The sequence below is a fragment of the Maribacter aquimarinus genome, from assembly GCF_047345505.1.
Classification (GTDB): Bacteria; Bacteroidota; Bacteroidia; order Flavobacteriales; family Flavobacteriaceae; genus Maribacter.
This window is the reverse complement of the sequence record NZ_JBLFEO010000009.1, coordinates 26,635-50,501: the sequence shown is the minus strand read 5'-3', so window position 1 is coordinate 50,501 and position 23,867 is coordinate 26,635. Positions and strand designations below refer to the sequence as shown.

At 51.1% G+C, this 23,867-nt stretch carries 23 protein-coding genes and 1 tRNA gene; 10 read left to right on the top strand and 14 right to left on the bottom strand.

What is annotated here, in order from left to right:
• Nucleotides 1-45: 45 nt before the first annotated feature.
• A complete protein-coding gene (locus ACKWCC_RS08390) occupies nt 46-330 on the bottom strand; it encodes a hypothetical protein (RefSeq protein WP_413995469.1) in 285 nt (94 codons plus the stop codon).
• Nucleotides 331-639: 309 nt separating this feature from the next.
• On the opposite strand from ACKWCC_RS08390, the gene crcB reads away from it, so the two are divergent.
• The 3 genes from crcB (at nt 640) to ACKWCC_RS08375 (ending at nt 3,357) form a co-directional block, all read left to right on the top strand.
• The gene (gene crcB, locus ACKWCC_RS08385; RefSeq protein WP_413995468.1) at nt 640-1,011 is read left to right on the top strand and encodes a fluoride efflux transporter CrcB; all 372 of its coding nucleotides are present in this window, start codon (nt 640-642) and stop codon (nt 1,009-1,011) included.
• 734 nt (nt 1,012-1,745) lie between these two features.
• Nucleotides 1,746-2,084: a P-II family nitrogen regulator gene (locus ACKWCC_RS08380; protein ID WP_413995467.1), complete on the top strand. Its 339-nt coding sequence runs from the start codon at nt 1,746-1,748 to the stop codon at nt 2,082-2,084.
• A 34-nt stretch (nt 2,085-2,118) separates the two neighbouring features.
• A complete protein-coding gene (locus ACKWCC_RS08375) occupies nt 2,119-3,357 on the top strand; it encodes an ammonium transporter (protein WP_413995466.1) in 1,239 nt (412 codons plus the stop codon).
• Between the two features lie 230 nt (nt 3,358-3,587).
• Here the strand turns inward: ACKWCC_RS08375 and ACKWCC_RS08370 are convergent, their stop codons facing one another.
• From ACKWCC_RS08370 to ACKWCC_RS08360, 3 genes are all read right to left on the bottom strand, one after another.
• Nucleotides 3,588-4,238, bottom strand: a complete 651-nt coding sequence (locus ACKWCC_RS08370) for a DUF1684 domain-containing protein (protein WP_413995465.1) — start codon at nt 4,236-4,238, stop codon at nt 3,588-3,590.
• Between the two features lie 220 nt (nt 4,239-4,458).
• Entirely contained in the window at nt 4,459-5,862 is a 1,404-nt protein-coding gene (locus ACKWCC_RS08365; RefSeq protein ID WP_413995464.1) for an alpha/beta hydrolase family protein, read from the bottom strand.
• Between the two features lie 323 nt (nt 5,863-6,185).
• A complete protein-coding gene (locus tag ACKWCC_RS08360; RefSeq protein ID WP_413995463.1) occupies nt 6,186-6,638 on the bottom strand; it encodes an Lrp/AsnC family transcriptional regulator in 453 nt (150 codons plus the stop codon).
• 110 nt (nt 6,639-6,748) lie between these two features.
• On the opposite strand from ACKWCC_RS08360, the gene ACKWCC_RS08355 reads away from it, so the two are divergent.
• The 3 genes from ACKWCC_RS08355 to ACKWCC_RS08345 all read left to right on the top strand — a co-directional run bounded on the left by ACKWCC_RS08355 (nt 6,749) and on the right by ACKWCC_RS08345 (nt 9,129).
• On the top strand, nt 6,749-7,138 hold the full coding sequence (locus ACKWCC_RS08355) for a hypothetical protein (RefSeq protein WP_413995462.1): 390 nt from the start codon (nt 6,749-6,751) through the stop codon (nt 7,136-7,138).
• 405 nt (nt 7,139-7,543) lie between these two features.
• Nucleotides 7,544-8,395 (top strand): formyltetrahydrofolate deformylase, encoded by an 852-nt coding sequence (gene purU, locus ACKWCC_RS08350; RefSeq protein ID WP_413995552.1) that lies wholly within the window; start codon nt 7,544-7,546, stop codon nt 8,393-8,395.
• 20 nt (nt 8,396-8,415) lie between these two features.
• On the top strand, nt 8,416-9,129 hold the full coding sequence (locus ACKWCC_RS08345) for a DUF4197 domain-containing protein (RefSeq protein WP_413995551.1): 714 nt from the start codon (nt 8,416-8,418) through the stop codon (nt 9,127-9,129).
• Between the two features lie 338 nt (nt 9,130-9,467).
• Here ACKWCC_RS08345 and ACKWCC_RS08340 read toward each other — a convergent pair whose 3' ends face one another.
• A complete protein-coding gene (locus ACKWCC_RS08340) occupies nt 9,468-10,439 on the bottom strand; it encodes a sugar phosphate isomerase/epimerase family protein (protein WP_413995461.1) in 972 nt (323 codons plus the stop codon).
• Between the two features lie 559 nt (nt 10,440-10,998).
• A complete protein-coding gene (locus tag ACKWCC_RS08335; protein ID WP_413995550.1) occupies nt 10,999-11,796 on the bottom strand; it encodes an alpha/beta fold hydrolase in 798 nt (265 codons plus the stop codon).
• A gap of 223 nt (nt 11,797-12,019) precedes the next feature.
• On the opposite strand from ACKWCC_RS08335, the gene ACKWCC_RS08330 reads away from it, so the two are divergent.
• Nucleotides 12,020-12,208, top strand: a complete 189-nt coding sequence (locus tag ACKWCC_RS08330) for a hypothetical protein (protein WP_413995460.1) — start codon at nt 12,020-12,022, stop codon at nt 12,206-12,208.
• Here ACKWCC_RS08330 and pyrF read toward each other — a convergent pair.
• From pyrF to ACKWCC_RS08305, 5 genes are all read right to left on the bottom strand, one after another.
• Entirely contained in the window at nt 12,205-13,029 is an 825-nt protein-coding gene (pyrF, locus tag ACKWCC_RS08325; protein ID WP_413995459.1) for an orotidine-5'-phosphate decarboxylase, read from the bottom strand. The genes ACKWCC_RS08330 and pyrF overlap by 4 nt on opposite strands.
• 6 nt (nt 13,030-13,035) lie before the next feature.
• The gene (prfA, locus tag ACKWCC_RS08320) at nt 13,036-14,112 is read right to left on the bottom strand and encodes a peptide chain release factor 1 (RefSeq protein WP_413995458.1); all 1,077 of its coding nucleotides are present in this window, start codon (nt 14,110-14,112) and stop codon (nt 13,036-13,038) included.
• Between the two features lie 226 nt (nt 14,113-14,338).
• Nucleotides 14,339-14,806 carry a QcrA and Rieske domain-containing protein gene (locus ACKWCC_RS08315; RefSeq protein ID WP_413995457.1) on the bottom strand — a complete coding sequence of 156 codons (468 nt, stop codon included), beginning with the start codon at nt 14,804-14,806 and terminating at the stop codon, nt 14,339-14,341.
• 47 nt (nt 14,807-14,853) lie between these two features.
• The gene (locus ACKWCC_RS08310) at nt 14,854-16,032 is read right to left on the bottom strand and encodes an AIR synthase related protein (protein ID WP_413995456.1); all 1,179 of its coding nucleotides are present in this window, start codon (nt 16,030-16,032) and stop codon (nt 14,854-14,856) included.
• A gap of 84 nt (nt 16,033-16,116) precedes the next feature.
• Entirely contained in the window at nt 16,117-18,303 is a 2,187-nt protein-coding gene (locus tag ACKWCC_RS08305) for a glutamine synthetase III family protein (RefSeq protein WP_413995455.1), read from the bottom strand.
• Between the two features lie 194 nt (nt 18,304-18,497).
• On the opposite strand from ACKWCC_RS08305, the gene ACKWCC_RS08300 reads away from it, so the two are divergent.
• Nucleotides 18,498-19,508, top strand: a complete 1,011-nt coding sequence (locus ACKWCC_RS08300) for a glutamine synthetase beta-grasp domain-containing protein (protein ID WP_413995454.1) — start codon at nt 18,498-18,500, stop codon at nt 19,506-19,508.
• Nucleotides 19,509-19,826: 318 nt separating this feature from the next.
• Here the strand turns inward: ACKWCC_RS08300 and ACKWCC_RS08295 are convergent, their stop codons facing one another.
• Nucleotides 19,827-21,425, bottom strand: a complete 1,599-nt coding sequence (locus ACKWCC_RS08295; protein WP_413995453.1) for a carboxypeptidase-like regulatory domain-containing protein — start codon at nt 21,423-21,425, stop codon at nt 19,827-19,829.
• Nucleotides 21,426-21,437: 12 nt separating this feature from the next.
• Nucleotides 21,438-22,376 carry a calcium/sodium antiporter gene (locus ACKWCC_RS08290; protein ID WP_413995452.1) on the bottom strand — a complete coding sequence of 313 codons (939 nt, stop codon included), beginning with the start codon at nt 22,374-22,376 and terminating at the stop codon, nt 21,438-21,440.
• Nucleotides 22,377-22,790: 414 nt separating this feature from the next.
• Between ACKWCC_RS08290 and ACKWCC_RS08285 the strand changes: the two genes are divergently transcribed.
• Nucleotides 22,791-22,946: an SsrA-binding protein gene (locus tag ACKWCC_RS08285; protein WP_413995451.1), complete on the top strand. Its 156-nt coding sequence runs from the start codon at nt 22,791-22,793 to the stop codon at nt 22,944-22,946.
• Between the two features lie 37 nt (nt 22,947-22,983).
• Here the strand turns inward: ACKWCC_RS08285 and ACKWCC_RS08280 are convergent, their stop codons facing one another.
• Nucleotides 22,984-23,508 carry an adenine phosphoribosyltransferase gene (locus ACKWCC_RS08280; protein WP_413995450.1) on the bottom strand — a complete coding sequence of 175 codons (525 nt, stop codon included), beginning with the start codon at nt 23,506-23,508 and terminating at the stop codon, nt 22,984-22,986.
• 267 nt (nt 23,509-23,775) lie between these two features.
• On the opposite strand from ACKWCC_RS08280, the gene ACKWCC_RS08275 reads away from it, so the two are divergent.
• Nucleotides 23,776-23,849, top strand: a tRNA-Arg gene (locus ACKWCC_RS08275).
• The last annotated feature ends 18 nt before the right edge of the window (nt 23,850-23,867 follow it).

Sequence of the window (23,867 nt, the reverse complement as noted above, 5' to 3'; positions counted from 1 at the left end):
AATTTCGCTTATGGCCACCTTGCCCGCTTGCGGCCTTACGGCCCCTTAAAAGGCCCGGCAAGGCAAACAACATACGGGAACAGCCACGATTGCCTTACCTTTGCGAAAACAACGGCGCACCGCCGTAAACATCACCTTATGTTCAGCACCGGTCAAATCATTTTTGGAGCAGTCTTTGCCATTGTATTTCTCACCATCGTTGCCCTTTCCTATAAAAAGGACATCAAATTGCACCAAAAGAACTACCAGGGCGTTATTTGGATCGGCGTTTTTTTTGTCGTCTTTTTGATTATTTTGGTCGTTCTTAGGTTTTCCCTTAGAAATTAACACTTACCCTGACCATATCATAAAAATTAACGTTTCCACAACAAAAGCGTAAATTTTCCTACATAATAGACTAAATGATGTAATTTTGCGTTATTAAATCATCTAGGGGCGTATTATGATGACTTTTATTACCATATTTTTGATTTTAGTGGGACTTAACCTTGCATTGTTGATTTTTAGCATGGCCAGTGTTTCTGGCAAAAGCAAAAAATCTGAAGCAAGTACCGAAAAGCCCACTTTGCCCATTTATCCGTCGGATATCTTGGAGCGCAGCTACAAAAAAGCCGTTTAGTTTTATACCTTTAGACCGGTATGAAACATATTTTTTTGGTTTTTTTGGGCGGTGGTCTTGGCAGTGCACTTCGATACTGGATGTCCAAGACCCTGAATCCCTACTTTTCCAACTTTTATCTGGGCACCTTTAGCGTGAACATTTTGGGCTGTCTGCTCATGGGCATCTTATTGGGCGCCACCTTGCGCCCTCCCTTATTGCCACAATATGGGATGCTGTTATTGGCCACGGGCTTTTGTGGGGGCTTCACCACCTTTTCTGCCTTTGCCTTTGAGGGGCATGCCCTCTTAAGGGAGGGGAACATCACTTATTTTTTACTGTATGTCCTGGGCAGTTTGGCCGTGGGCCTGCTGGCCGTGGGCCTGGGAGTTTGGCTTTCAAGAACACTGTGAGCCAAACCCATATGGCGTAGGCCCCAAAACACAGGGCCCTTTCCCCAGTCCCGGGCGCATTATTCCATTAACGTACACCACTTGCACCGTCATTGGAGCCGTAATGGAACGTACCATAGACCCAGATGATGCCTTAAAATTCCACCCCACCCCCAAATCCCTGCATATCCGATCGCAGCACCTATTTTAATTGGGCCAAGCCCCTTGATTGCAAAAGTCCATGACATCATCTGGGTTAAACGAGCAAGCCATGCGCCCGGCCGTACGGGCCACCAGTTGCCCCAAACACACGTTGCAAGAACCGGAACCCCTGCCCCGTGGGCGGTACAAAGGGGCAAAAGACCAAGGCCCACGAACAGAAGCCTTTTTTACATGTATGTCCATGATGGCCGGACACCTTGATCCCGGGAGAAGGCCCCACATCCCAAGCTTTTGCTTTACCTGCCACCACCTCCAAAACGTACCACCTTCTGGGACAGCCTCACCACTAAAAAGAAAACACCCCCCTCTTCCCTTCAAAACCAACCGTCCGTATCCAGTATTTATATCTTGATTTTAAACAACCGTGATTTTATTGGGGTTAATTTGATAAATAATCTATAAAATTACAACTATACCCTTATTTTATATAGGGTATAATTTTTAATTATATAATTTAATTGAATTACACCCTATTATTTTATGGGTCAAAATAATTTTTAACATAGATTTGATGGCAACAAAACCCTTCACAAATGAAAAAAATTGAAGCGATCATTAGAAAATCCAAATTTGACGATGTCAAAGTGGCATTGCACAACATTGAGGTGAACTTCTTCAGTTATTGGGATGTCACCGGGGTGGGCAACGAAAAGCAGGGGCATGTTTACCGGGGCATTTCCTACAGCACATCGGACATACAGCGGCGCTATCTGTCCATAGTGGTATCCGATTCCTTTCTGGAAAAAACGGTGAACGCCATCTTGTCCTCTGCCTACAGTGGCAACGTGGGAGACGGGAAGATCTTTGTATCGGACATTGAGGAAGCCTACCGCATACGCACCAAGGAAAGTGGCCAGGCCGGCATCAACTAAGCATAACCAACAAACACTAAAAACAGTACATATTATGGACGCAGGATTATTTACAGCAAACAATGTTTGGATGATGGTGGCCACCGCCCTGGTATTCTTCATGCACACGGGCTTTGCCTTTCTGGAAATAGGGTTGACCCGACAAAAAAACACCATCAACATTCTTTTTAAAAACATTTTCATCATCACGGGAGGCCTGCTCCTCTATTATGCCTTTGGCTTTAACCTGATGTATCCCGGATTTGAGGAGGGCGATATGGGCCTGATAAAATTTGCCGGTTTTGGCATTGCTGCCCCGGAAGGCGGGATGACGGCCGAGTATGCGAGCGGCGGTTACACCTGGTGGACAGATTTTCTTTTTCAGGGAATGTTTGCCGCCACGGCGGCCACCATCGTTTCCGGAGCTGTGGCAGAACGCATCAAGATCGTCTCTTTCATGCTCTTCACCATTGTCTATGTTGGCTTGGTCTATCCCATAGTGGGCGCTTGGAAGTGGGGCGGTGGCTTTTTGGAATCTTGGGGCTTTTACGATTTCGCCGGCTCTACCTTGGTCCATTCCGTGGGCGGTTGGGCAGCCTTGATGGCCATTGTGCTCTTGGGCTCCAGAATAGGTAAGTTCGATCCCAACGGAAAGGCACGGGCCATTCCCGGACACAGCATCCCCATTGCCACGGCAGGGGTCTTGATCTTGTGGTTGGGATGGTTTGGTTTCAACGGTGGATCGGTGCTCTCCGCCGATCCCGCACTTACCTCCCTGGTCTTGGTCACCACCAGCCTGGCCGCCGCTGCGGGAGGATTTGGGGCCTTTATCCTCTCTACCGTGCTCCACAAAAACCTGGACCTGACCATGTTCCTGAACGGCATTCTCGGTGGCCTGGTGGGCATTACGGCCGGAGCGGACCTCATGTCTCCCAACGAGGCGGTGCTCATTGGCTTTATGGCCGGGCTCCTCGTTGTTTTGGGCGTGGCCTTCATAGACCGCCTGAAATTGGACGATCCCGTGGGCGCGGTAACGGTGCACCTCATCTGTGGCATCTGGGGCACCTTGGCCGTGGGCCTGTTTGGCGACAAGGCCAGTGGGGCACAGTTCCTAACCCAATTGTACGGGGTCTTGATCATTGGCGCCTTCTGCGTCCTAACCTCCGGATTGATCCTCGGGACCCTCAAAGCCACCCTGGGCCTACGGGTCTCCAGGGAAGAGGAACTGGAAGGACTGGACATTCACGAACACGGTATGGATTCCTATCCGGACTTCAGGATGAACCAACACTAAAATGAAAACGGTGCGTTCTGAAAAACGCACCGTTTTTGCTTATCACTGATGCAACACCAAGAACCAAGAAGGGTCTGCCACCGCGATGGGCGAAAAGCAAGACCGTTATCAATCTGTTCCAGGTTGGCTCAGATCAACGTGGCATTCAATTTTGGCAATGGTACAATATAGGCACTGAAACCAAAGATTGCCTTGGCCCACCATTTTCACGAAGATGGTGGACGCCCACATCAGTATTTAATTTTTTCGTACTCCTTGATGCCCGCCAAAACCTCGGTGTCCAGATGGTTTACCTTGGGCACCAGCGGACACGAATACTTTCTGTTGTAGGCGCAATAAGGGGCGTACGCCTTGTTGAAATCGAGCTGTATGGTGTTGCCATCGGGTATTTTAAGGTCCAGGTAGCGCCCACCACCATAGGTTTGGCGGCCGTTGGTGAGATCGGTAAAGGGCAAAAAGAGGTGGTCCCTGAACTTGGGCTGTTCCATAAGTTCAGGCGTCTGGTACACTTCCAAGGTAAAATCCCTACCGTTCAAGGTAAAGTGCGCCCTGCCGTAAAGGACTTCCTCCGACTCCCTTTCGGTGTTGGTGGGCATTAAAAAAGGAAGGGCGTCCGGGGTTCTCTCAAATTGGGCCGTGACCACATAATTGGTGTCCGGGGCAAAGAAATCCAAGCCTTCAAAATCCTTCCTGAACCGATCGGGCAGCGGTGAGGTCTCGGGATTTCTGAATTCCTCGTCCTTATCGCGTTGCCATTGGATGATGGAGGCCAAGGTTTCATCTTCCACCTGGATCAGATCGGCCTTGGGGTCGTGGTACTTCTTCTTTTCCCTGCAACCAAACATCAGCATCAAAACAAAAACAAGATAAAGGATTCTCATTATACTGTATTTACCCATAAAAATACTGAGAAACAACGGTAGGGACAAAACACTTCCACCACAAGGAAAATGATATGCCCGCCCCGACCGGAACCTGCTCAGGAAGCTTCCTTAAAACTGATTTCAGTGGATGGTCGCCATTTTAAATCGGGTTGATAGCGAAATGACCACCGTAAAAATGATAATGACGTAATTACTTTGTTGAATTCTTATGTATTTTTTACGGACCTCCATCCTTAAAATAGGTGTCCATCAATTCATTGAACTCAGGGGTAACCCGGAACAGTGCGGCATTTTCCAGGGCATAGATCCGCTCCTTCTCCCGATAGCCTTTTTTGAGCAGCTCTTCCAGATAGAAGAGGGCCGTGCCATAGTCTTCCACCCTGGAACTGTTGGAAATGACCTTGAGGTAAAACTCGGGATTCTGCGGCTCGGTGATGGTCTTGAGCATGTAGGTGAACAACAGGGCATCCGTGTCCAGCTCCTTCTCGGAGGCCAAGAGCTCCATGTTGTCATCGATCAATGCGTTCACATATCCCCGCAGCCTTCGGGCCAAGCGTTTTTTCTGTACTTCCGGGGCCTTTTCCAGTTTGTCCAGCTCCTCCATCTGAAATTGCCACCAACCCAAATTCTTGAAGTTGTAGGTCATGATGTCCTCTTCCAGGTAATAGGAATAATCCTCTCTGGTAAAGCTCTCGTTGAGCATGTAGCTCTCCTGCCGGCGCATTTGGATGCGATAAGATTTGCTCCTGCGCAGGGTGCGGTAGGTGGAGCGCAGCGCGTCCGTATCCTTAAAACCCTTAAAGAGGTCCTCCATGTTCTCCAGCACATTCTCTGCCAATAGGGGCTCATTGTTGGTGAAGAACATGTTGGCGCGATCCAACATCTCTTCATAGGCACGGCGCACGTAGGCCTCATCCCTGCCGGCGGCACCACGTTTTTTTTGCTGGAGTGCCGCTATCTTCAGTGCCTGGCCCAAGGTCTTCGGGTCTGGCAACATCCCGTCTTCTTTGTGCAAGACCAAATGATGGGGCATTTTCATACCTTTCATCACTGCCTTTTCATTTAACAGATTGGTGTAATTGTAACTCTCCGGAGAGACCACACCAACAAAATGGAAGGGATTTTTGGGGTTCAGTACTTCCGTTGTGGCCATGGAGGCATTTACGGCAATGACCCCCTTTATGCGGTTTATGAAGGTGGGCAGAACGGAGGCGAACCTGGCCCCATCATCAAAACCTGCCGTGTAAACGCCAGATTTTTCAATGGGCAACAAGGTGGCCACCCGATTAAAGAGCCGGTTGGTGACCAATACATTTTGGGACAGGGAGAGGCTGTCGCTCAAATGGTCCGGTGCCACCAAAACAAAGCCCTCTTGCTCTGCGGCAGCCGTGAACATGGACAATGCCTGCCTTCCCTTGCCCTTGAGGTCCATCACAAAAACAATGGGCCAGGCGCGCTCCGTGTCAAAAGCTTTGGGAAGGAAAACCGAAAAGGTTTCCTTGAGGCTGTCGTTCACCACAAGGCCCTCGGTAATGGCCCCTTTGGACAAAGTGACCTCCTGCGCCATAAGTCCAAAAGGCAAAGCACAAAAAAGAAATAATAGGATCGCTGCTTTTTTCATAATTAAATCGGTATCAAAAATCTGGCCAAAATAAGGACAGTGCCCTTGCTGTGCCATTTGGCTTCCAAATTAACCATTAATTTAAAGTTTTGGCACCATTTGCCCATCAATTAAACCCTGGGAAAACGCCATTGCTTCCTGGGACAAGGTGGCAAAAAACAGCGCAAGTAGCGTAAAAGACAGCGGGTACCGGCCCCCCGGGGACAGGAGGTGGCCCCAAAAAAAATGAAAAGGAAGCCCGTGGCACAGGGCCCAATGGCCCCAATTTGGTCTCCAGGGGGCAGCGGCATAGGTAAGGTCAGGGCCACCAAGGGACCACAAAATCAATTGGGAGCCCCGTGTATGGGGGCGTTGTTAATAACGTGGGAAAGCACAATGTGGGTGCGGGTCTCACCATACTGGATGAGCTTGTCTATGAAGCGCTCCAGGTGAAACTGGTCCTTTATCACCACCTCCATCACAATGTTTTCGTTTCCCGTGATGCGGTAGCAGTTCACCACCTCATCAAACGTGCCCACGAGTGCCAAAAAGGGCTTAAGTTTCCCCATAAACGCCCTGAGCGCTATTATGGCCTTTAGCTGGTGGCCCGTTACGGCATGCGAGACCAAGGCCTTGTAGCCCATGATCACGCCGCTATCCTCCATTTTCTTTACCCGCTCTGCCACGGCGGGAGCGGTAAGCCCCACCTCACGCCCAATGGTGGCAAAGGAGACCCGTGCATTGTCCTGCAGAAGCCTCAAAATTTTCCAGTTTAGGGCATCGATCTTGGTATTCAAAGTAAAAATAGCTTTATTATTTACTTTCAAAGGTATTAATATTTATGAACATTGCTTTTAAAAGTGTTGTTTAAGAATACCATGGTAATTTTAAATAAAAATTAGCTGTGATGGCCTATCCCAATTTTAAACACCTGCCCTTGTACCAAAAGGCCCTGGACCTGTCCGAGATGGCCCAGGCCATAGCGTCTTACATTTCCTTTAACAAGGACATGAAAAAATTGTGCTCCTCCAATAGTTTTAGGGACAATCTGGCCCACGCCCTGCTCACGGACAGCGTGCTCATCCCCGAAAAAATACAGGCCGCGACCCATACCCATTGCCAAAGGGAGCGCATCCAAGCCGCCTCTTTCATACAGATCATCATCAAGAACATAAATTCCTACTGTCTGGGCCTGGAAAAGGACGGCATCAAGGAGGTGGAGTACCTTAATCTTTTGCGCAAAGAGGTGAAGAGCTTTAAAAAAAGTTTCAAAGTCTGGCGACGATCGCAAATCTAGGCCGGGGCAGCTTTGCACACCATCATTCCCATGACCGGCCCCACAAACCTATAAAAGGGCATGCCCGCTGAACCCAACAGTTGCCCTTGAACCCAGATCAAGCAATAGAAATTCCATAATGGCTGCAAATCCCTGCGCCGCCATTGGCCCAAGCCCCGTGGCGATGGCCAGGCCCCGAGCGCAAAAACCTTGATCTCATTCGGGTTGCCCCCTTATGGCGAACGTCCGCACCTTCCCTTGGGTCAATTTACCCCTACATTGCGCCCGGGGCGAGGCACCCATCTTCCCCAGGACCATGAAAAAAGGACAACCAGGCCCAAGGGCTCCACAAAAGCAATGATCGGGGAAGGTTCCCTAGCGGTTGGTCTTCAATTAAACCTTATTTTTGTGGCCAAAGAAAGACCGTTGAAGATCATTATCCTTATCCATTGTGCCGATCGTGGGGGAATCATTAGCTCCGTGACCACCTTTATCAAGGAAAGCAAGGGCAACGTGGTTTACCTGGACCAACACGTGGACAAGTCCATTGACGCCTTTTTTATGCGCCTGGAAAGTGAGTTTGACCCAAAAACCTTTGTTCCCCAGGACTTTAAAAGGCAATTTTCGGCAAAAGTGGCGCAGCAATATGCCATACAATGGAGCATGCACACGGAAGATGTTTGGCCCAGGATGGCCCTCTTCGTTTCCAAGTACAACCATTGCCTCTACGATCTGCTGAGCCGGTTTTACGCCCGTGAGCTCAAGGCGCACATTCCCTTTATCCTGAGCAACCACCCGGACCTGAAACCCATTGCAGACCAGTTCAACATTCCTTTTTACCACGTGCCCGTGGGCAAGTGGAACAAAAAAGAGGCGGAAAGGGAGCATCTGGCCCTATTGAAAAAGCACCAGGTGGATTTTGTGGTGCTGGCCCGCTATATGCAGATCGTTGGAAAAGACCTCATTGACGCCTACCCCAACAAGATCATAAACATACACCATTCCTTTTTGCCGGCATTTGCCGGCGCCAAACCTTACCACGCGGCCTTTGAACGCGGTGTAAAGATCATTGGGGCCACCAGTCACTACGTGACCGAAGACCTGGACGAAGGCCCGATCATTGAACAGGACGTTACCTATGTTACCCACGCCCACAGCATAAAACATTTTATTGCCAAGGGCAGGGACCTGGAAAAAATAGTGCTCTCCAGGGCCGTTAAACTGCATCTGGACAGAAAGACCATGGTGCACAACAACAAAACCATTATTTTCTCTTAACACCCATACCCATGAACAAAATGAACATTTTCAAGGCCACCTTCCTATTTTGCCTTTTGTTGGGCCCTACCGCTTGCACCGAACTGCAGCAAGTGGTGAACCAACTGCCCGACCCGGCCCCGGCGCTGGGCAACGATCAAATTGCCAACGGCCTAAAACAGGCCCTGAACAAGGGAATAGAACAGCAAGTGGCCAAACTGACCGAAGAGGGCGGCTTCTTTAAAAACGAACTCGTTAAGATCATGCTTCCGGAAGAACTGCAGAAGGTGGACAAGGCCCTGCGCGGCATTGGCCTGGGAAACCTTGCCGATGAGGGCCTCCGTGTCCTGAACCGGGCCGCCGAGGATGCGGTCTCCGAGGCCACGCCCATTTTTGTCAATGCCGTTAATGAGATGGACTTTGCCGATGCAAAATCCATTCTTTTGGGGGCAGACAACGCGGCCACCACCTATCTCACGGAAAAGACCAGCACCCAGTTGTACGCCAAATTCAACCCGGTCATTGAGTCTTCCTTTGCAAAAGTGGGGGCAGACAAGATCTGGGCCAACCTCATAAACCGCTACAACAGCATCCCGCTCACCAATAAGGTGAATCCCGACCTCACCGATTACGTTACCCAGGAAGCGCTGGACGGTGTGTTCACCATGATCGCCGTGGAAGAACGTGAAATACGCAACAAGGCCGCTTCCAGGACCACGGACCTTCTAAAAAGGGTGTTTGCCCTGCAAGATTGATTTTTTGGCCGCTAGTACAATAATTCAAGGACCACGACGTTATTCTTTCAAAGAGCCAAAAAAGCAAATTTTTTACATTCTTTGAGTTAGTAGTTTTTGAGTTAGTTAGTTTAGTTTAGGAAAAACCGGTGGGAGCACCGGTTTTTTTATGGTCAGCATCCAGCCCAATGGACCCAAGTGAAGCCATAAAATTCCCATACGGCTGCACTCCCTGCAAAACCGATCGCCGCGCCAATATTCGCCCCATACCCTTTTCCATCACCAACTTAGACCCCAAAAGTCTTGATTTCATTGGAGGCCGCACCCTAAGCACAAAAGCTGACTTAAAAAAGTAAGAATCATTGAAAAGCCTTGCGCAACAGGGCATAACTTTTGGGCACCGCCGTATCGGGGTCTTCTTTTCCTTCCATTTCTAGGGAAACGTACCCGGTAAAATTGGCGTCCCGCATGATTTTTGCAATACGGTCGTAGTCCAGATCAAGGTCGTAAACCTCTCCCCCGCCATAATATGTTTTGGCCTGTATGATGCTGGCGTAGGGCATTAAACGCTCCAGCTGAGGATAAGGATCGCCCACAAAATTACCAGTATCCAAATTAAGGCCCATGGCGGGTGATCCCTTCAGCGCCTCATAGATTTCCACCAGATAATCAATATTACTGGAAAGACCCCAGTGGTTCTCAAGACAAAGGGCGATGCCCGCCCGCTCCGCGGCCACCAGACAGGTTTCCATACTATCAATGACCCATTTTATGGCATCTTGGTCCGTGTAACCCGGCACCGGAGGCTTTATGCCGGTCTTGTAGTAGTTTTCGGGTCGTTTTCCCGGCCAGCTCCCGGTGTTCATCCTTATGGCGGGGATGCCCATTTGCACGGCAAGGTCCATACAGTGCAGGGTATGCTTTATGTGTTCCTTCCGCTTGGCGGCATCCGGCTCCACAAAGTTTTGGTGAATGGACAGAAAGGGCAGGGCCAGCCCATGATCAAAGGCCATGCGCTTTAACTTGTTCATATAGGGCACGGTTTCGTTTTCCATTTGGCGGTGCAGGATTTCCACCCCGTCAAAACCAATTCGGGCGGCATTCTCAATGACCTTTTCCACCGGATACTTTTTGGTTTGGAAATGCCAGTAGGAATAGGTGCTCACCACCAAGCGAATGGCCTGTTTTGTGTTCACCTTACGCATCCCCGCAGCTGTGGACCCTGCCCAAAGGGACGGCGCCGTTACCGCGGCGGAACCCACCAAGGCCGCTTTCTTTAACCATGATCTTCTTGGCGCGGGAACGCCGCACCCTTTTCTTTCTTTTTTCATTATTGGTACTGTTTTAGGTTGATGTTCCACTGGGGCACTAAGTTACCCTTGGGCCACCCATTAAAGGCCTTTGGTCCAGACCCAGCCTTAAAAATCCCAATACGGCTGCACTCCCTGCAAAACCGATCGCCGCGCCAATATTCGCCCCATACCATTGTCCATCAACAACTTATACCCCAAAAGTGTTGATTTTATCCTGCACCCTTGGTACCAACCTCCAATACTTTAGCTGGGTTTAACCCAGATTAAGCAATAGAAGTTCTATTACGGTCACAAATACCTGCAAAATCAATCGCTGCGCTGACTTTTGCTCAATCACCATAGCGGTGGCTACCTGCCCGACCCTGTCATTCAGGCGGGTGCCTCAATCGCAAAAGTCTTGATTTTATTGGCCTTTGCACCCTCATTACAAAAGTCCAATGCATAATCCGGGTTTAAGATACAACGTTTTGTCCGTTTGATGCAGCAAGTACGGAAAAACTCCGGGGAGGCAATCCCTCCATCTGGGTAACAGAACGGACGAGCCCGTTGGAGGCGGCGGGGAAGCAGGGAAAAAGGACTAGGGCAGTTGACGCCGTTCCATACCGTTTAGATAGGCAATGACGGTTTCATTGAACAACAAGGGCTGCTCCACGTTTACCACGTGGCCGCAATCTGCCACCACAAAAAGCTCCGAAAGGCTGTGTGCGCTGGCCACTTTGCGTATGCTTGGCAAAAAGAGGTAGTCTTCCTCGCCCATGACATACAGGGTGGGTATCTTGATGTCTGCCGTGCGAAAGAAGCGCAGCAGGGGGTTGATCTCCGAAGTGAGCTTAAACCAACGAATGAACTCTTTTTGGTAGAGTTTCTTGGCCTCGCGCACAAAAAGGAGGCGAGACTCCTTGTGGTTCTTGTTGGGCATGATCACAAAGGCAAAAAAACGGTAGAGCCAGATGTAGGGCACCACGGACTTGAGGAAAACCCCAAGCTTCATCAAGATCTGCGATCTTAGGTTCAATTTCATAATGGCCCCGCCCATGACCATGCTCTCCACCCGGTGCGGGTGCTTTTCGGCCAGGTTGCGTATCAAGATGGTACCCAAAGAGATTCCTATGAAATGGGAACGCGCCACCTTTTCGTGGTCAATGACCTCCAAAATGTCGTTGGTAATGGAATCAAAGGTGTAGCGATCGCTAAAGGCTGCCTTAATGTTGGTCTTGGAACCGCCGTGTCCCCGAAGATCTAGCAACAACACGTTAAAATGCTTCTTGAATTCCTTTATCTGTTTGTACCAAATGGAAGAACTGCCCCCGGCCCCGTGCACAAAAGTGACCCATGAGGACGATGTTTCGTGAAGGTATTTATTGTAGTTTAACAAGGTATGAAGGGGAATTGGCATAAAGCAAGTAGGCAAGGTATGGAAACTTTTTCAAAAATGGTCCCTATTCCAAAAAATATCGTGTTTTTGGGCGCCCATTTTACGACATCCAAACCCGTAGTGTTAAAAATAAGTCAAATTACCCAGATTTTAGTTGTATTGCGCCCTGGACAAACATCCAAAACCCCATTTGCGACGTATCTTTGTTAAACAAAACAGTGTTATGGAAAAGCAGTATTGTAGAGTGGGCAGTGTAACCCCTTTGGCGGCCACAACGGACGCCGTACACCTCTTGGAGCACCAGTACCAATTGTTCTTGGAAAAAGCATCGATGATGAAGAACACCCAATTGGGTGAGTTCTTTGAGAACAAGGCCCAGAAGATCAAGAAGGCCCTGGAAAATTTGGTCTAATGCCCACCGTGCTTTAGCAATTGCTGCATTTCTTGCTGCAGTTTGTGCGCACTGTTCCGTGCGGCATCGGTAAAGTCGGCTTCTTTGGAGGTATAGATAATGCCTCTTGAAGAATTGACCAGCAGTCCCACCTCCCCATTCAACCCAAACCGGCACACCTCTTCCAAACTTCCCCCTTGGGCGCCCACACCGGGCACCAACAGGAACGCCTTGGGCACCATCTTCCTTATCTCACCCAGATATTCCGCTTTTGTGGCGCCCACCACGTACATCAGGTTCTCGGCACCCGCATACCCCTGGGACACCTTTATGACCTCCTTGTACAGCTGGTTCCCGTTCACCGCTTTGGTCTGATAGTCAAAAGCACCGGCATTGCTGGTCAGGGCCAGTAAAATGGTATGTTTGTCCTTCACTGCCAAAAAAGGCTCCACCGAGTCCCTTCCCATATAGGGCGCCACGGTAATGGAATCGAAGGCGAGGTCTTCAAAAAAAGCCTTGGCGTAGCGCGAGGAGGTATTGCCAATGTCGCCCCTCTTGGCATCTGCAATGGTGAACTGTTCCGGATAGTGCGCATTGAGGTATTCCATGGTTTTGCGCAAAGCGTTCCAACCTTGGGTGCCATAGGCTTCATAGAAGGCCATATTGGGCTTGTAGGCCACACAAAGATCATGGGTGGCGTCTATAATGGCCTTGTTGAAGGCAAAGATGGGGTCTTCTTCCCGCAACAGATGGGGCGGGATCTTTTCAAGGTCAGTGTCCAGGCCCACGCACAAAAAAGATTGTTTCTTGCGTATCTGGGCCACCAGTTGTGCTGTCTTCATAAGTGTTTAGAATGTTTCGGAGGCCTCTTTGAGCTTTTCGGTGTTTTCCACCAGGCTCAGCTCATCGATGATCTTTTGGATATCGCCGTTAATGATGTTCTGCAGATCGTACAGGGTGAGCCCTATGCGGTGATCGGTGACCCTGCCCTGGGCGTAGTTGTAGGTGCGGATCTTGGCGGATCGATCCCCACTGCTCACTTGGGAGTTTCGCTTGGCGGCATCCTCTTCTTGCTTTTTGGCCAATTCCAGGTCGTACAGTCTGGAACGCAGCACCCGAAACGCCTTTTCCTTGTTCTTGTGCTGCGATTTTTGGTCCTGGCACTGCGCCACCAGTCCGGTGGGCACGTGGGTAAGGCGCACGGCAGAATAGGTGGTGTTCACGGACTGGCCTCCAGGACCCGAAGAGCAGAAAAAATCTATGCGAACATCCTTTGGATCGATCTGCACATCAAAGTCCTCTGCTTCCGGCAAGACCATTACCGTGGCGGCACTGGTGTGCACGCGGCCTTGGGTCTCGGTTTGCGGCACGCGCTGCACGCGGTGCACCCCGGCCTCGAACTTCAGGGTGCCGTACACGTCTGCCCCGGAAACCTCGAACTGGATTTCCTTGTAGCCGCCGCTCGTGCCCTCACTGAGGTCTATGACGTTGGTTTTCCAGCCCCTGCCCTCACAATATTTGGTGTACATCCTAAAGAGGTCCCCGGCAAAGATGCTGGCCTCGTCCCCACCGGTACCGGCACGGATCTCCATGACCACGTCCTTGGCATCCTCGGGATCTTTGGGAATGAGCAACAACTTAATTTCCTCCTCCAGCGGCGGTAGGCCGGCCTTGGCCTCTTCCAACTGCATTTTGGCCATTTCCACCATCTCGGCATCACTGCCATCCGCAATGATCTCTTCGGCCTCGGTTATATTCTGGGAAAGCTCCATATAGGCGTCCCGCTTCACCATCAGGTCCTTGAGGTCCTTGTACTCCTTGGTGAGCGTTACATAGCGCTTTTGATCGCTGATCACATCGGGTTGAATGATCAGGTCCGACACCTCATCAAACCGCTGCTTAATTATGTTCAGTTTATCTATCATGCTCCTGGGTCGCTTAGGGGCACGAAGTTAGTATTTTTTTGTGAAGTGTCCGGGATGCCACCAAGGGGAAAATGGATAATTTCCATTTGTTTTCCAGGGGTCCCGCAAGGTGGGCATCGACCTTAAAAAATGGCGTTGGAAAAGGTAAAAAAATGGCGTGCCCCACCAGGCCTTTTGCCAACCATTTGCCGTGATCGTGCGCATTGCACGTCAAAGCCCCCTGGAGCTACTCAAAAATACGCAGCAGATTGCCGTCCAGTGAGGTATTGTAAACTTTAATGGGCTTGGCCGTGGTGTTTTGCACGCTGTTCAAGGGTGCCCCGCCCTGATCGAACTTGGAGCCGTGCACATCGCAGAAAAAGATACCGCCCTCCGTGGGCACAAAGCGTACCTGATCGTAGTTTTCGTGGCTGCAGACGGTGGTGGCGGCAATGAGATCGCCCTCCAGGTTCCGGGCCACCACCACATCGTTAAAGCTGATGTTGGCGGTGGACTTTACCAAAATGTACCCCCCATTATTGGCCAGGGCACTGGCCTTGGGATCGTCCAGGTCCACGGTAAAATCCACATTGTCCGGCTGCTCCACCACGTTGCCCTCCGAATCATCGCCGCCGGAGCAGCCCCCAAGACACTGAAAGGTAAGGGCAAAGGCCGCACCCGCCCCCAGGGATTTTAGAAATTCTTTGCGTTCCATAGCATTTGTTTCTTATACAAACGCAAGCACGGCGGCCTTAGTATGGCTCAATACAGAAAGGTGCCATAATGGCTCTCTATGGTGAGTTTTTTGGCGGTGGAGGCCTCTACCCTTCCCACGATCCGCGCAGGGACGCCAAAACCTTCCGAAATGGCCATCAGGTCCTGGGCCGTATTCCGATCCGTGTAGATCTCCAACCTATGGCCACAGTTGAAGACCTGGTACATTTCCTTCCAATCCGTGCCGGACTGTTGTTGTATCATGGAAAAGAGCGGTGGTACGGGGAACAAATTGTCCTTGATCACGTGCAGGCCCTCCACAAAGTGCAGGATCTTGGTCTGCGCCCCACCGCTGCAGTGCACCATTCCGTGCAGCTGCTCGGGACCGTGGCGCTCCAATATGGCCTTTACGATGGGGGCATAGGTACGGGTGGGCGAAAGCACCAGTTTTCCGGCATCCAGCGGGGAGCCCTCTACGGCATCGGTCAGTTTCATTGCCCCCGAGTAAACGAGGTCCTCGGGCACTTGGGCATCATAGCTTTCCGGAAAGCGTGCCGCCAATTCCTTGGTGAAAACGTCATGGCGGGCAGAGGTGAGGCCATTGCTGCCCATACCGCCGTTGTAGGCGGTCTCGTAGCTGGCCTGGCCAAAAGAGGCCAGGCCCACAATTACGTCCCCGGCCCTGATGTTGGCATTGTCTATGACCTTGCTCCGTCTTAAACGGGCGGTCACGGTACTGTCCACGATAATGGTGCGCACCAAATCGCCCACGTCCGCGGTCTCCCCACCGGTGGAGTGGATGGTAATGCCGTGCTTGCCCAGATCGGCGATCAATTCTTCGGTACCGTTGATGATGGCCGATATCACTTCCCCCGGAATGTTGTTCTTGTTGCGCCCAATGGTGCTGGACAGCATGATGTTGTCCGTGGCGCCCACACAGATCAGATCGTCCAGGTTCATGACCAGCGCATCTTGGGCAATGCCCTTCCAAACGGAAAGATCGCCCGTCTCCTTCCAGTACATATAGGCCAAGGACGATTTGGTCCCGGCGCCATCGGCATGCATGACCAGGCAAAACTCTTCGTCCCCGGTAAGATGGTCCGGCACAATTTTGCAAAAAGCCTTGGGAAAAAGGCCTTTGTCCACGTTCTTTATGGCCTTGTGCACGTCTTCCTTGGAGGCAGATACCCCGCGTTGATCGTACCGTTTGCTGTGGGATGAGGACATAGGATGGGTTTTGTGGGCAAAAATAACGGATTGGGTGGATTGACAAGGCCATGGCCGCCCAAAAATGTAACGGCCCATGCCTCGCTACTTCAATAAGAGCAGCTCCCGGTACTTGGCCAGGGGCCAGAGGCGGTCATCCACCAATTTTTCCAGTTTATCGGCGTGGAGGCGAATCACCTCAAAATAAGGTTTAACGTCCTCACCGTAGGCCACCGCCTTTTTCTTGCTGTCCGCAATGCCGTTGCATTTCTTACGGGCGTCGTTCATGGCATCCACGTTCTTTTTTAGCTCGGTGATATGCCCGGCAATGTCCTCGATCATGGTGAGCTGTCCTTCCGAAAACGATTTGTGGGCCGCCCCATAGACCTCCTTGAGTCCGCCCACGTTTTCCAGCAATCGGTTCTGGTAGGCAATGGCCGCGGGGATGATATGGGCATAGACGAGCTCACTGTACACCCGGCCCTCTATCTGCAGGCGCATCGTATAGTCGTCCAGTTCCACCTTGTAGCGGGCCATGACCTCGGTCTCGCTCATGACGTCCATTTCCGCAAAAAGGGAAAGGGCCTCTTTGGAAACCATGTTCCTCAGCGCCTCCGGCGTGCTGGTGGGATGGCTCAATTTGCGTTTTTTGGCCTCGTTCTTCCACTCGGCACTGTACCCATCGCCATCAAAACGGATCCTTTTGGAGTCCTTGATGTACTCCCGGAGCACGTTGAAAATGGCCTCGTCCTTTTTTAGGTTCTTTTTGTTTATCAGGACATCCACCTCCTTTTTAAACTCCTTGAGCTGCTTGGCCACCATGGTGTTCAGCACGGTCATGGGCTTGGCACAATTGGCTTTGGACCCTATGCCCCGCATTTCAAACTTGTTTCCGGTAAAGGCAAACGGGGAGGTACGGTTGCGATCGGTATTGTCCAACAAGATTTCCGGGATCTTGCCCACCACGTTCAGTTTTAGCTGGGTCTTTTCCTGTGGGGACAGTTTTCCCTTGCTCACCCCCTCCAACTCATCCAGCACCTGGTTCAACTGGGCACCCACAAAGACCGAGAAAATGGCGGGCGGCGCCTCATTGGCCCCGATCCTGTGTTCATTGCTGGCCGATGCCGAAACGGAGTTTAATAGGGCCTCATAGGTGTTCACCGCTTTTATGGTGTTGATGAAAAAGGTGAGGAACTGAAGGTTCTTCATGGGGGTGCTGCCGGGACTCAGCAGGTTTACCCCGCCATCCGTGCAGAGCGACCAGTTGTTGTGCTTGCCCGAGCCGTTGATGCCGGCAAAGGGCTTTTCATGAAAGAGCACCTTTAGATGGTGCTTGTTGGCTATTTTGTGCATGATGTCCATGAGCAGCAGGTTGTGGTCCACGGCCAGATTGGCTTCCTCAAACACCGGTGCCAGCTCAAATTGGTTGGGCGCCACCTCGTTGTGCCTTGTTTTTACGGGAATGCCCAATTGGGTGCACTCCTTCTCCAGATCGCCCATAAAGGCCAGGGCGCGCTCTGGGATGACCCCAAAATAATGATCTCCCAATTGCTGTCCCTTGGCCGCGGTGCGGCCCACCAGGGTACGGCCGGTCAACAGGAGGTCCGGCCGGGAATTGAGCAGGGCCTTGTCCACCAAAAAATATTCCTGCTCCCAGCCCAAGGTGGCCTGTACCTTGTTCACGTTCTTGTCAAAATACCGGGCCACTTCGGTGGCGGCCCGGTCCACGGCGTGCAGGGCGCGCAACAGGGGCGCCTTGTTGTCCAGGGCCTCACCGGTATAGGACACAAAGACCGTGGGGATGCAGAGTGTGGTGCCATAGACAAAGGCGGGCGAAGTGGGGTCCCATGCGGTGTAGCCACGCGCTTCAAAGGTGTTGCGCAGCCCCCCGCTGGGAAAACTGGAGGCATCGGGCTCTTGCTGTACCAATTGGCCGCCCCCAAACTTCTCCAGGGCGGTGCCGTCTGGCAACAGGTCAAAAAAGGCATCGTGCTTTTCGGCCGTGGCCCCCGTGAGGGGCTGGAACCAATGGGTGTAGTGGGTGGCCCCCATGGAAATGGCCCAGGCCTTCATGGCCTCGGCCACTTGATCGGCCATCTTGCGGTCTATTTTTTTATTGGCATCTATGGCGGCGCGCACGCTCTTAAGGGCATCTGCGGTAAGGTACTGCAGCATCATCCTGTCATTGAACACATGGCGCCCAAATACTTCTGAGCGTCTTCCGGATTCCACGACGCTTATGGGCGTTCTGCCCTGGCTGTCCCGCAGGGCGGCTGTTCTGTTGTTTTCCATGGTGGTTCTTTTTTAGTGTGGAATTGACAAAATTACGTCCTTAAACTATAATTATCACAAAATACCCCATAAATTTTAGGGGTGAATTCAATTAAACTTATTTTTCGTGGATTTTACCCCTGATTTATACCATACTCTTCAGAAAAAAGATATTTTTGGGGGTCTTTTTAATCAAAATATAACGAACCCTAATTATGAGTAAAGCAAAATTGGAGTACATCTGGTTGGATGGCTACCATCCCACACAGAACATGCGAAGCAAAACCAAGATCGAAGAAAATTTCAGTGGAAAACTGGAAGATTGCCCTTTGTGGTCCTTTGACGGAAGCTCTACCAAGCAGGCAGAGGGCAAAGAGTCCGATTGTTTGTTGAAGCCCGTGGCCATCTACCCGGATCCTGCCAGGGAAAATGGCTATTTGGTCATGTGCGAAGTATTGAACGCGGACGGCAGCAACCACGAGACCAACCACAGGGCGCAGATCGATGATGACGACAATGACTTCTGGTTCGGTTTTGAACAGGAATACTTTATCATGGACGTGCACACCCAACTTCCCTTGGGCTTCCCCATTGGCGGGTATCCCGGACCCCAGGGCATGTACTATTGCTCCGTGGGCGGAAAAAACACCCACGGCAGGGAAATCGTGGAAGAGCACGCCGATCTATGCCTGGAAGCAGGACTCAACTTTGAGGGCATCAACCAAGAAGTGGCCTGCGGACAGTGGGAGTTTCAACTTTTTGCCAAGGGGGCCAAAAAAGCAGGGGACGAGATTTGGATCGCCCGGTACCTATTGGACCGCCTGTGCGAAAAATACGATTACTACATTGAATACCACCCCAAACCCGTTAAGGGCGACTGGAACGGATCCGGGATGCACGCCAACTTCTCCAACACCACCCTGAGGACCTGCGGGGACAAGGACACCTTCATGAAGATCTGTGAGGCCTTTAGGCCCGTGACGGAAAGGCACATAGAGGTTTATGGCGAATTCAATGACGAACGCCTTACCGGCCTTCACGAAACGGCCTCCATTGAAGATTTCAGTTACGGGGTTTCCGATCGGGGCGCCTCTTTGCGCATCCCCATCCTGGCCGTGGAACGTGGCTGGAAAGGATGGCTGGAAGACAGAAGACCCGCTTCCAACGCCGATCCGTACAAGGTGGCCGGTAGGATCATCAAGACCGTAAAAAGTGCCAAGTTGTAAAAACAAGGACCACATACCGCTGCCAGAACGAGCAGCCTTTTTAAAAAACCGCCCCCACAATCGTTGGGGCGGCTTTTTTTTGGTACCGTGTCAGGAAAACTTTGGAACATGCTCCCCATAACGTCATGTTCCAATTGAAAATTGACCAAAGCCATACCGCTCCCGATGTTTCTTTCTCGAAGAACAAAAACCAATTGAACTTTTTTGGCTCACTTCCAACAGGGAGGGGGGACTCACAAGAACCCTATGGCCCGCGTACCTTAAGGATGACGTTCCCCGGTAAATTCCCGACCATGTACTGCTTGATAGATCACCCCCTCAGAGATCGGACACCTTCCGCAAGGGGGTGTTCATCCAATATTCGTTGAAATTGTTGGGCTTGGACATGGGCTGGTCCTTAAAGATGGGACGATACTTATCCATAAAGGGAATGCCCTGATCGGGCGAGGAGTTGCTTTTGGTCTCTTGCACAAAAAACTCCCGGAACTGGAGATAATTTTCCGTGAACGGCTTGTTCACCTCTTCGGAGCCATCCATGTTCATAATATTCTCCACACGGACCACCAAGTTTTCCATTAGCAGCTTCTCTTGGGACGGAAAAGCCCTGAGCTTGGCCAGAAAATCATTGAACTCCTTATGGCCGCGACCCACTTGGAGACGCACGGTATTTTCCACTACCTCAATTTCCCTGAACCGCAGGCGCTTGCCCATAAAACGAATCTTATAATTGCGTTCTTTGGAGGCCGAATCCAGATCGACCGCTTGCGTAAAATACAACAGAAAAGACCCTTGAAAGGGGTCTATGGTCACCCTTTCCATGACAAATCTAGCCGATTTCACCACTTTAAAATGATTGTTGAAGGAAATGAAGTTGGGAAACATACGACCGTCTTGGCGCAGGTACTCCACCACCACTTCAAAAACAGCCTCTATGCCCATCCCGTCCTTGTCCACCTGCCCCGAAGGCAATTTTTTCTGCCGATTGTACACCGCATAGGCCATTTTATGAATGGCGAAGTCTTTCCTGGAAATGTAGATCATGCCCTTGACCCTGTGCCTGGGACTATTGTAGCCCTTAAAGCTTATGGCATAGCACCTTTCATCGCCCAAGAACACATCGGCCTCTTTGGTAAAGGTATGGTTACCAATAAAATCATATTGAAACTCATTCACAAAACTAAAGGAATTTACGTTGTAATTGCGCAGGGCGTCATGAATGCGCAAAATGGTGAACTCATTGCCCCCGTAACTGGGCAAGTAGGCATTTTCAATGATCTTCGTGTAATTTCCATAATCGTACTCCGCTCTGGCGTTCTCATCTTTTGCAAAAGAATCATTGGGCCGGTAGTCATAGATGCGCACCCTGGTGCCGGTGGTGTCCATACTGGCAAACCCACGGTCCCAAACTTCCAAGAGCGCCTCATTGAGGTTTAGATATTGCCCCTTGTGCATCTGGTAGTCCCGGTAGTAGCCAATGCTGGCAAACTCCTCCACGGGGTAGTTCTGCATAATGTTCTTAATGGCCCGCCGCACAATTTTCACGGGGCCAAGTGGCCTTTTCTTTTTCCCCTTCACCACGGCTTCCTGCAAAGAGAGCACCCCTGGGCCGAGATAAAGCAAATTGGGCTCCGTGGCCGAAAGTTGGCGCAGGGCGTACTCCTGGGAACGGTAGCCCATGGAGCTCACGGTGATGGAATCGCCAGCTTCCCTATAGGCCTGCGGCAGTCTAAAGCCCCCGTCCATATTGGTGATGACCCCCTTGGCCTTTCCGTTGATGCGCACGGTGGCAAAGACCACGGGCTCCCCGGTGTTCTTGTCCAAGACCTTGCCCTGCAGAAACTCTTGCTCCTGCGCCCAAAGGGCCTGCCCCGGCCACAAGGCCATCGACATAAAAAAAAGCAAAAAGAGATTTCTCATCCCATACCATTGCTATGTAATGGTAAGATACACAAAAGCGACGTAAACGGCCAACAGTACCACCCCGTCCCGCCAACCGAGACGGAGGCCCTTGGGAATGAAGACCAAGGGCAGTATGAGAAAGGAGATGGCAAGCATCCAAAAGATATCATTGCCCAGCAGGCCCTGGTCCACGACCTGGATCGGGGTAATGATCGAGGTAATGCCCAGCACCGCCAACAAGTTGAAGATGTTGGAACCAATGAGATTGCCCAGGGAAATGGCCTTTTCCTTTTTGATCACGGCAATGACGGATGCCGCGAGCTCCGGAATGCTCGTGCCCACGGAAACAATGGTAATGGCAATGACCCGCTCACTGACCCCGAATGCCGTGGCCATGCCCACGGCCCCCTTGATCAGGAGTTCGGAGCCGCCCCAAAGCGCCACCCCGCCCAGCCCCAAGAACAACACGGTCTGGTACAGGGGCAAGGAAATGGGGTAATCATCTTCCGGCCCTTCCACCGCTTGTTTTTGAAAGCGAAGAAGGTACACGAGGAACGCAAAGAGCACGGCCACCATGATAATGCCCTCATGTTGCTCCAAGACCCCATCAAAAAAGATAAAGAAAAAGAAGATAAAAGAGGCCAGCATCATCACCGGCCAATCTGTGGTATAGAAACTTTTGCGCACGTCTATGGGGGCCAAGATGACCGTAATGGCCAAGACCAAGCCTAGATTGGCAATGTTGGACCCCACCACATTGCCAAAGGCCAAGTCCGGAAAACCGTCCAAGGCCGCATTGACACTCACAATGAGTTCCGGAGCCGAAGTGGCAAAGGACACCACCGTCATGCCAATGACGATCCGGGGAATGCTTAGCTTAAGGGAAAGGTCCACCGCCGCCTTTAACAACCAATTGCCACCACCAATGAGCAGCACCAGGCCCGCGACCACAAAGAGAAAATCCTGCATGAAAAAAAGTTTGGGCAAATATATGGCAACGATGGGAACTAAATGGTATTATGGGCCACCCAAGCGATGAATTCTTAAAAGGATGCAAGCCCTTATGGGCTGACGCTGAAATACCGTGACCTAGCGAACCTTGTACAGAACGCTTCCAAATAACCTTTGGCCCCTTGGTATTGTAAGAAAATCCCTTTACCTTGCCACAGTTCAACGGTCAAGGACCAAGCAACTTAAGAACCCTAGCCATGGTAGAACTCCTAAAAATTCTCTTATCGCTGATCGTGATGTTCCTGATGCGGATGATGTGAGCACAACCGGTCTTGTGTGCCCTTTACATACGCACTTCATTTATGATCTGATATCGCCGGATGCGCATGTCCCTTGCGGCATATCGCCCAGAAAACCACCAAACAACGCACCGTGAAAACCTCCTTTTTTAAAATTTTGGCCAAGTTGAACAAAGTGCTCCTGCCCTCCTTTACCCGGCAACGGCTGGATCTGGCCAAGGCCAGCAAATGGCAAATGGCCATCATTGGTTGGCGCTATTTTGTGACCACCCGCGCCTTGGAAGCTTGACCGGTAAAGGATGCTGCACCTCCGCCCTTTTATGGGTTCAATACTTCAAGAGGGCCGCCACCTGCTGCTGGGGCAATTGTTCAATGCCCTTTAAGAACTGAAGCTCGATCAAGAAATTGAACTGTACGATCTTGCCGCCCAACTCCTGCACCATCTGCTGTACGGCCCGGGCCGTGCCCCCTGTGGCCAGCACATCATCGTGGATCAAGATCCGGTCTCCCTCCTGTATGGCATCTTGGTGCAGCTCCAGGACATCTTCCCCGTATTCCAGGGCAAAGGAGCGCCTAATGGTTTTTCGCGGCAGTTTGCCCGCCTTTCTCACCGGTACAAAACCGGCCCGCAGTTCCAGGGCCAGCGCAGGGCCGAGAATAAAGCCCCGGCTCTCCATTCCCACCACTTTGTCTATTTGCGCACCGTTAACCAAATCCTTCAGGGCCAGAATGGCCGCCCTTAGGGCCGGGCCGTCTTGCAACAGCGGACTAATGTCCTTAAATACCACTCCGGGCTTGGGAAAATTGGCAACGTCCTTGATATAGGCATTAAAATCGGTGGGAATTGGCATCACATAATTTTGTGGTAAATGTAAAAAGAAATATATTTGCAGCCCGTTTGAACGACCTTGAGCACTCCTTGGGGCGTCCAGAAAAAACAACGCTGGAAAGTGCGTTTAAACTTTCAACATTACGGCCTCGTGGCGCTCCCGAATACTCGGGAGAACAGCGCATCCCGACGTTACTGTCGGGTAGGTTACAGGTTTTCCCGAAGCGTCGGGACTGTCGAGGTCACTGAAAAACAACGCTGGAAAGTGCGTTTAAACTTTCAACATTACGGCCTCGTGGCGCAACTGAATAGCGCATCTGATTACGGCTCAGAAGGTTACAGGTTTGAATCCTGTCGAGGTCACTGGGAGGAAACTCCAAA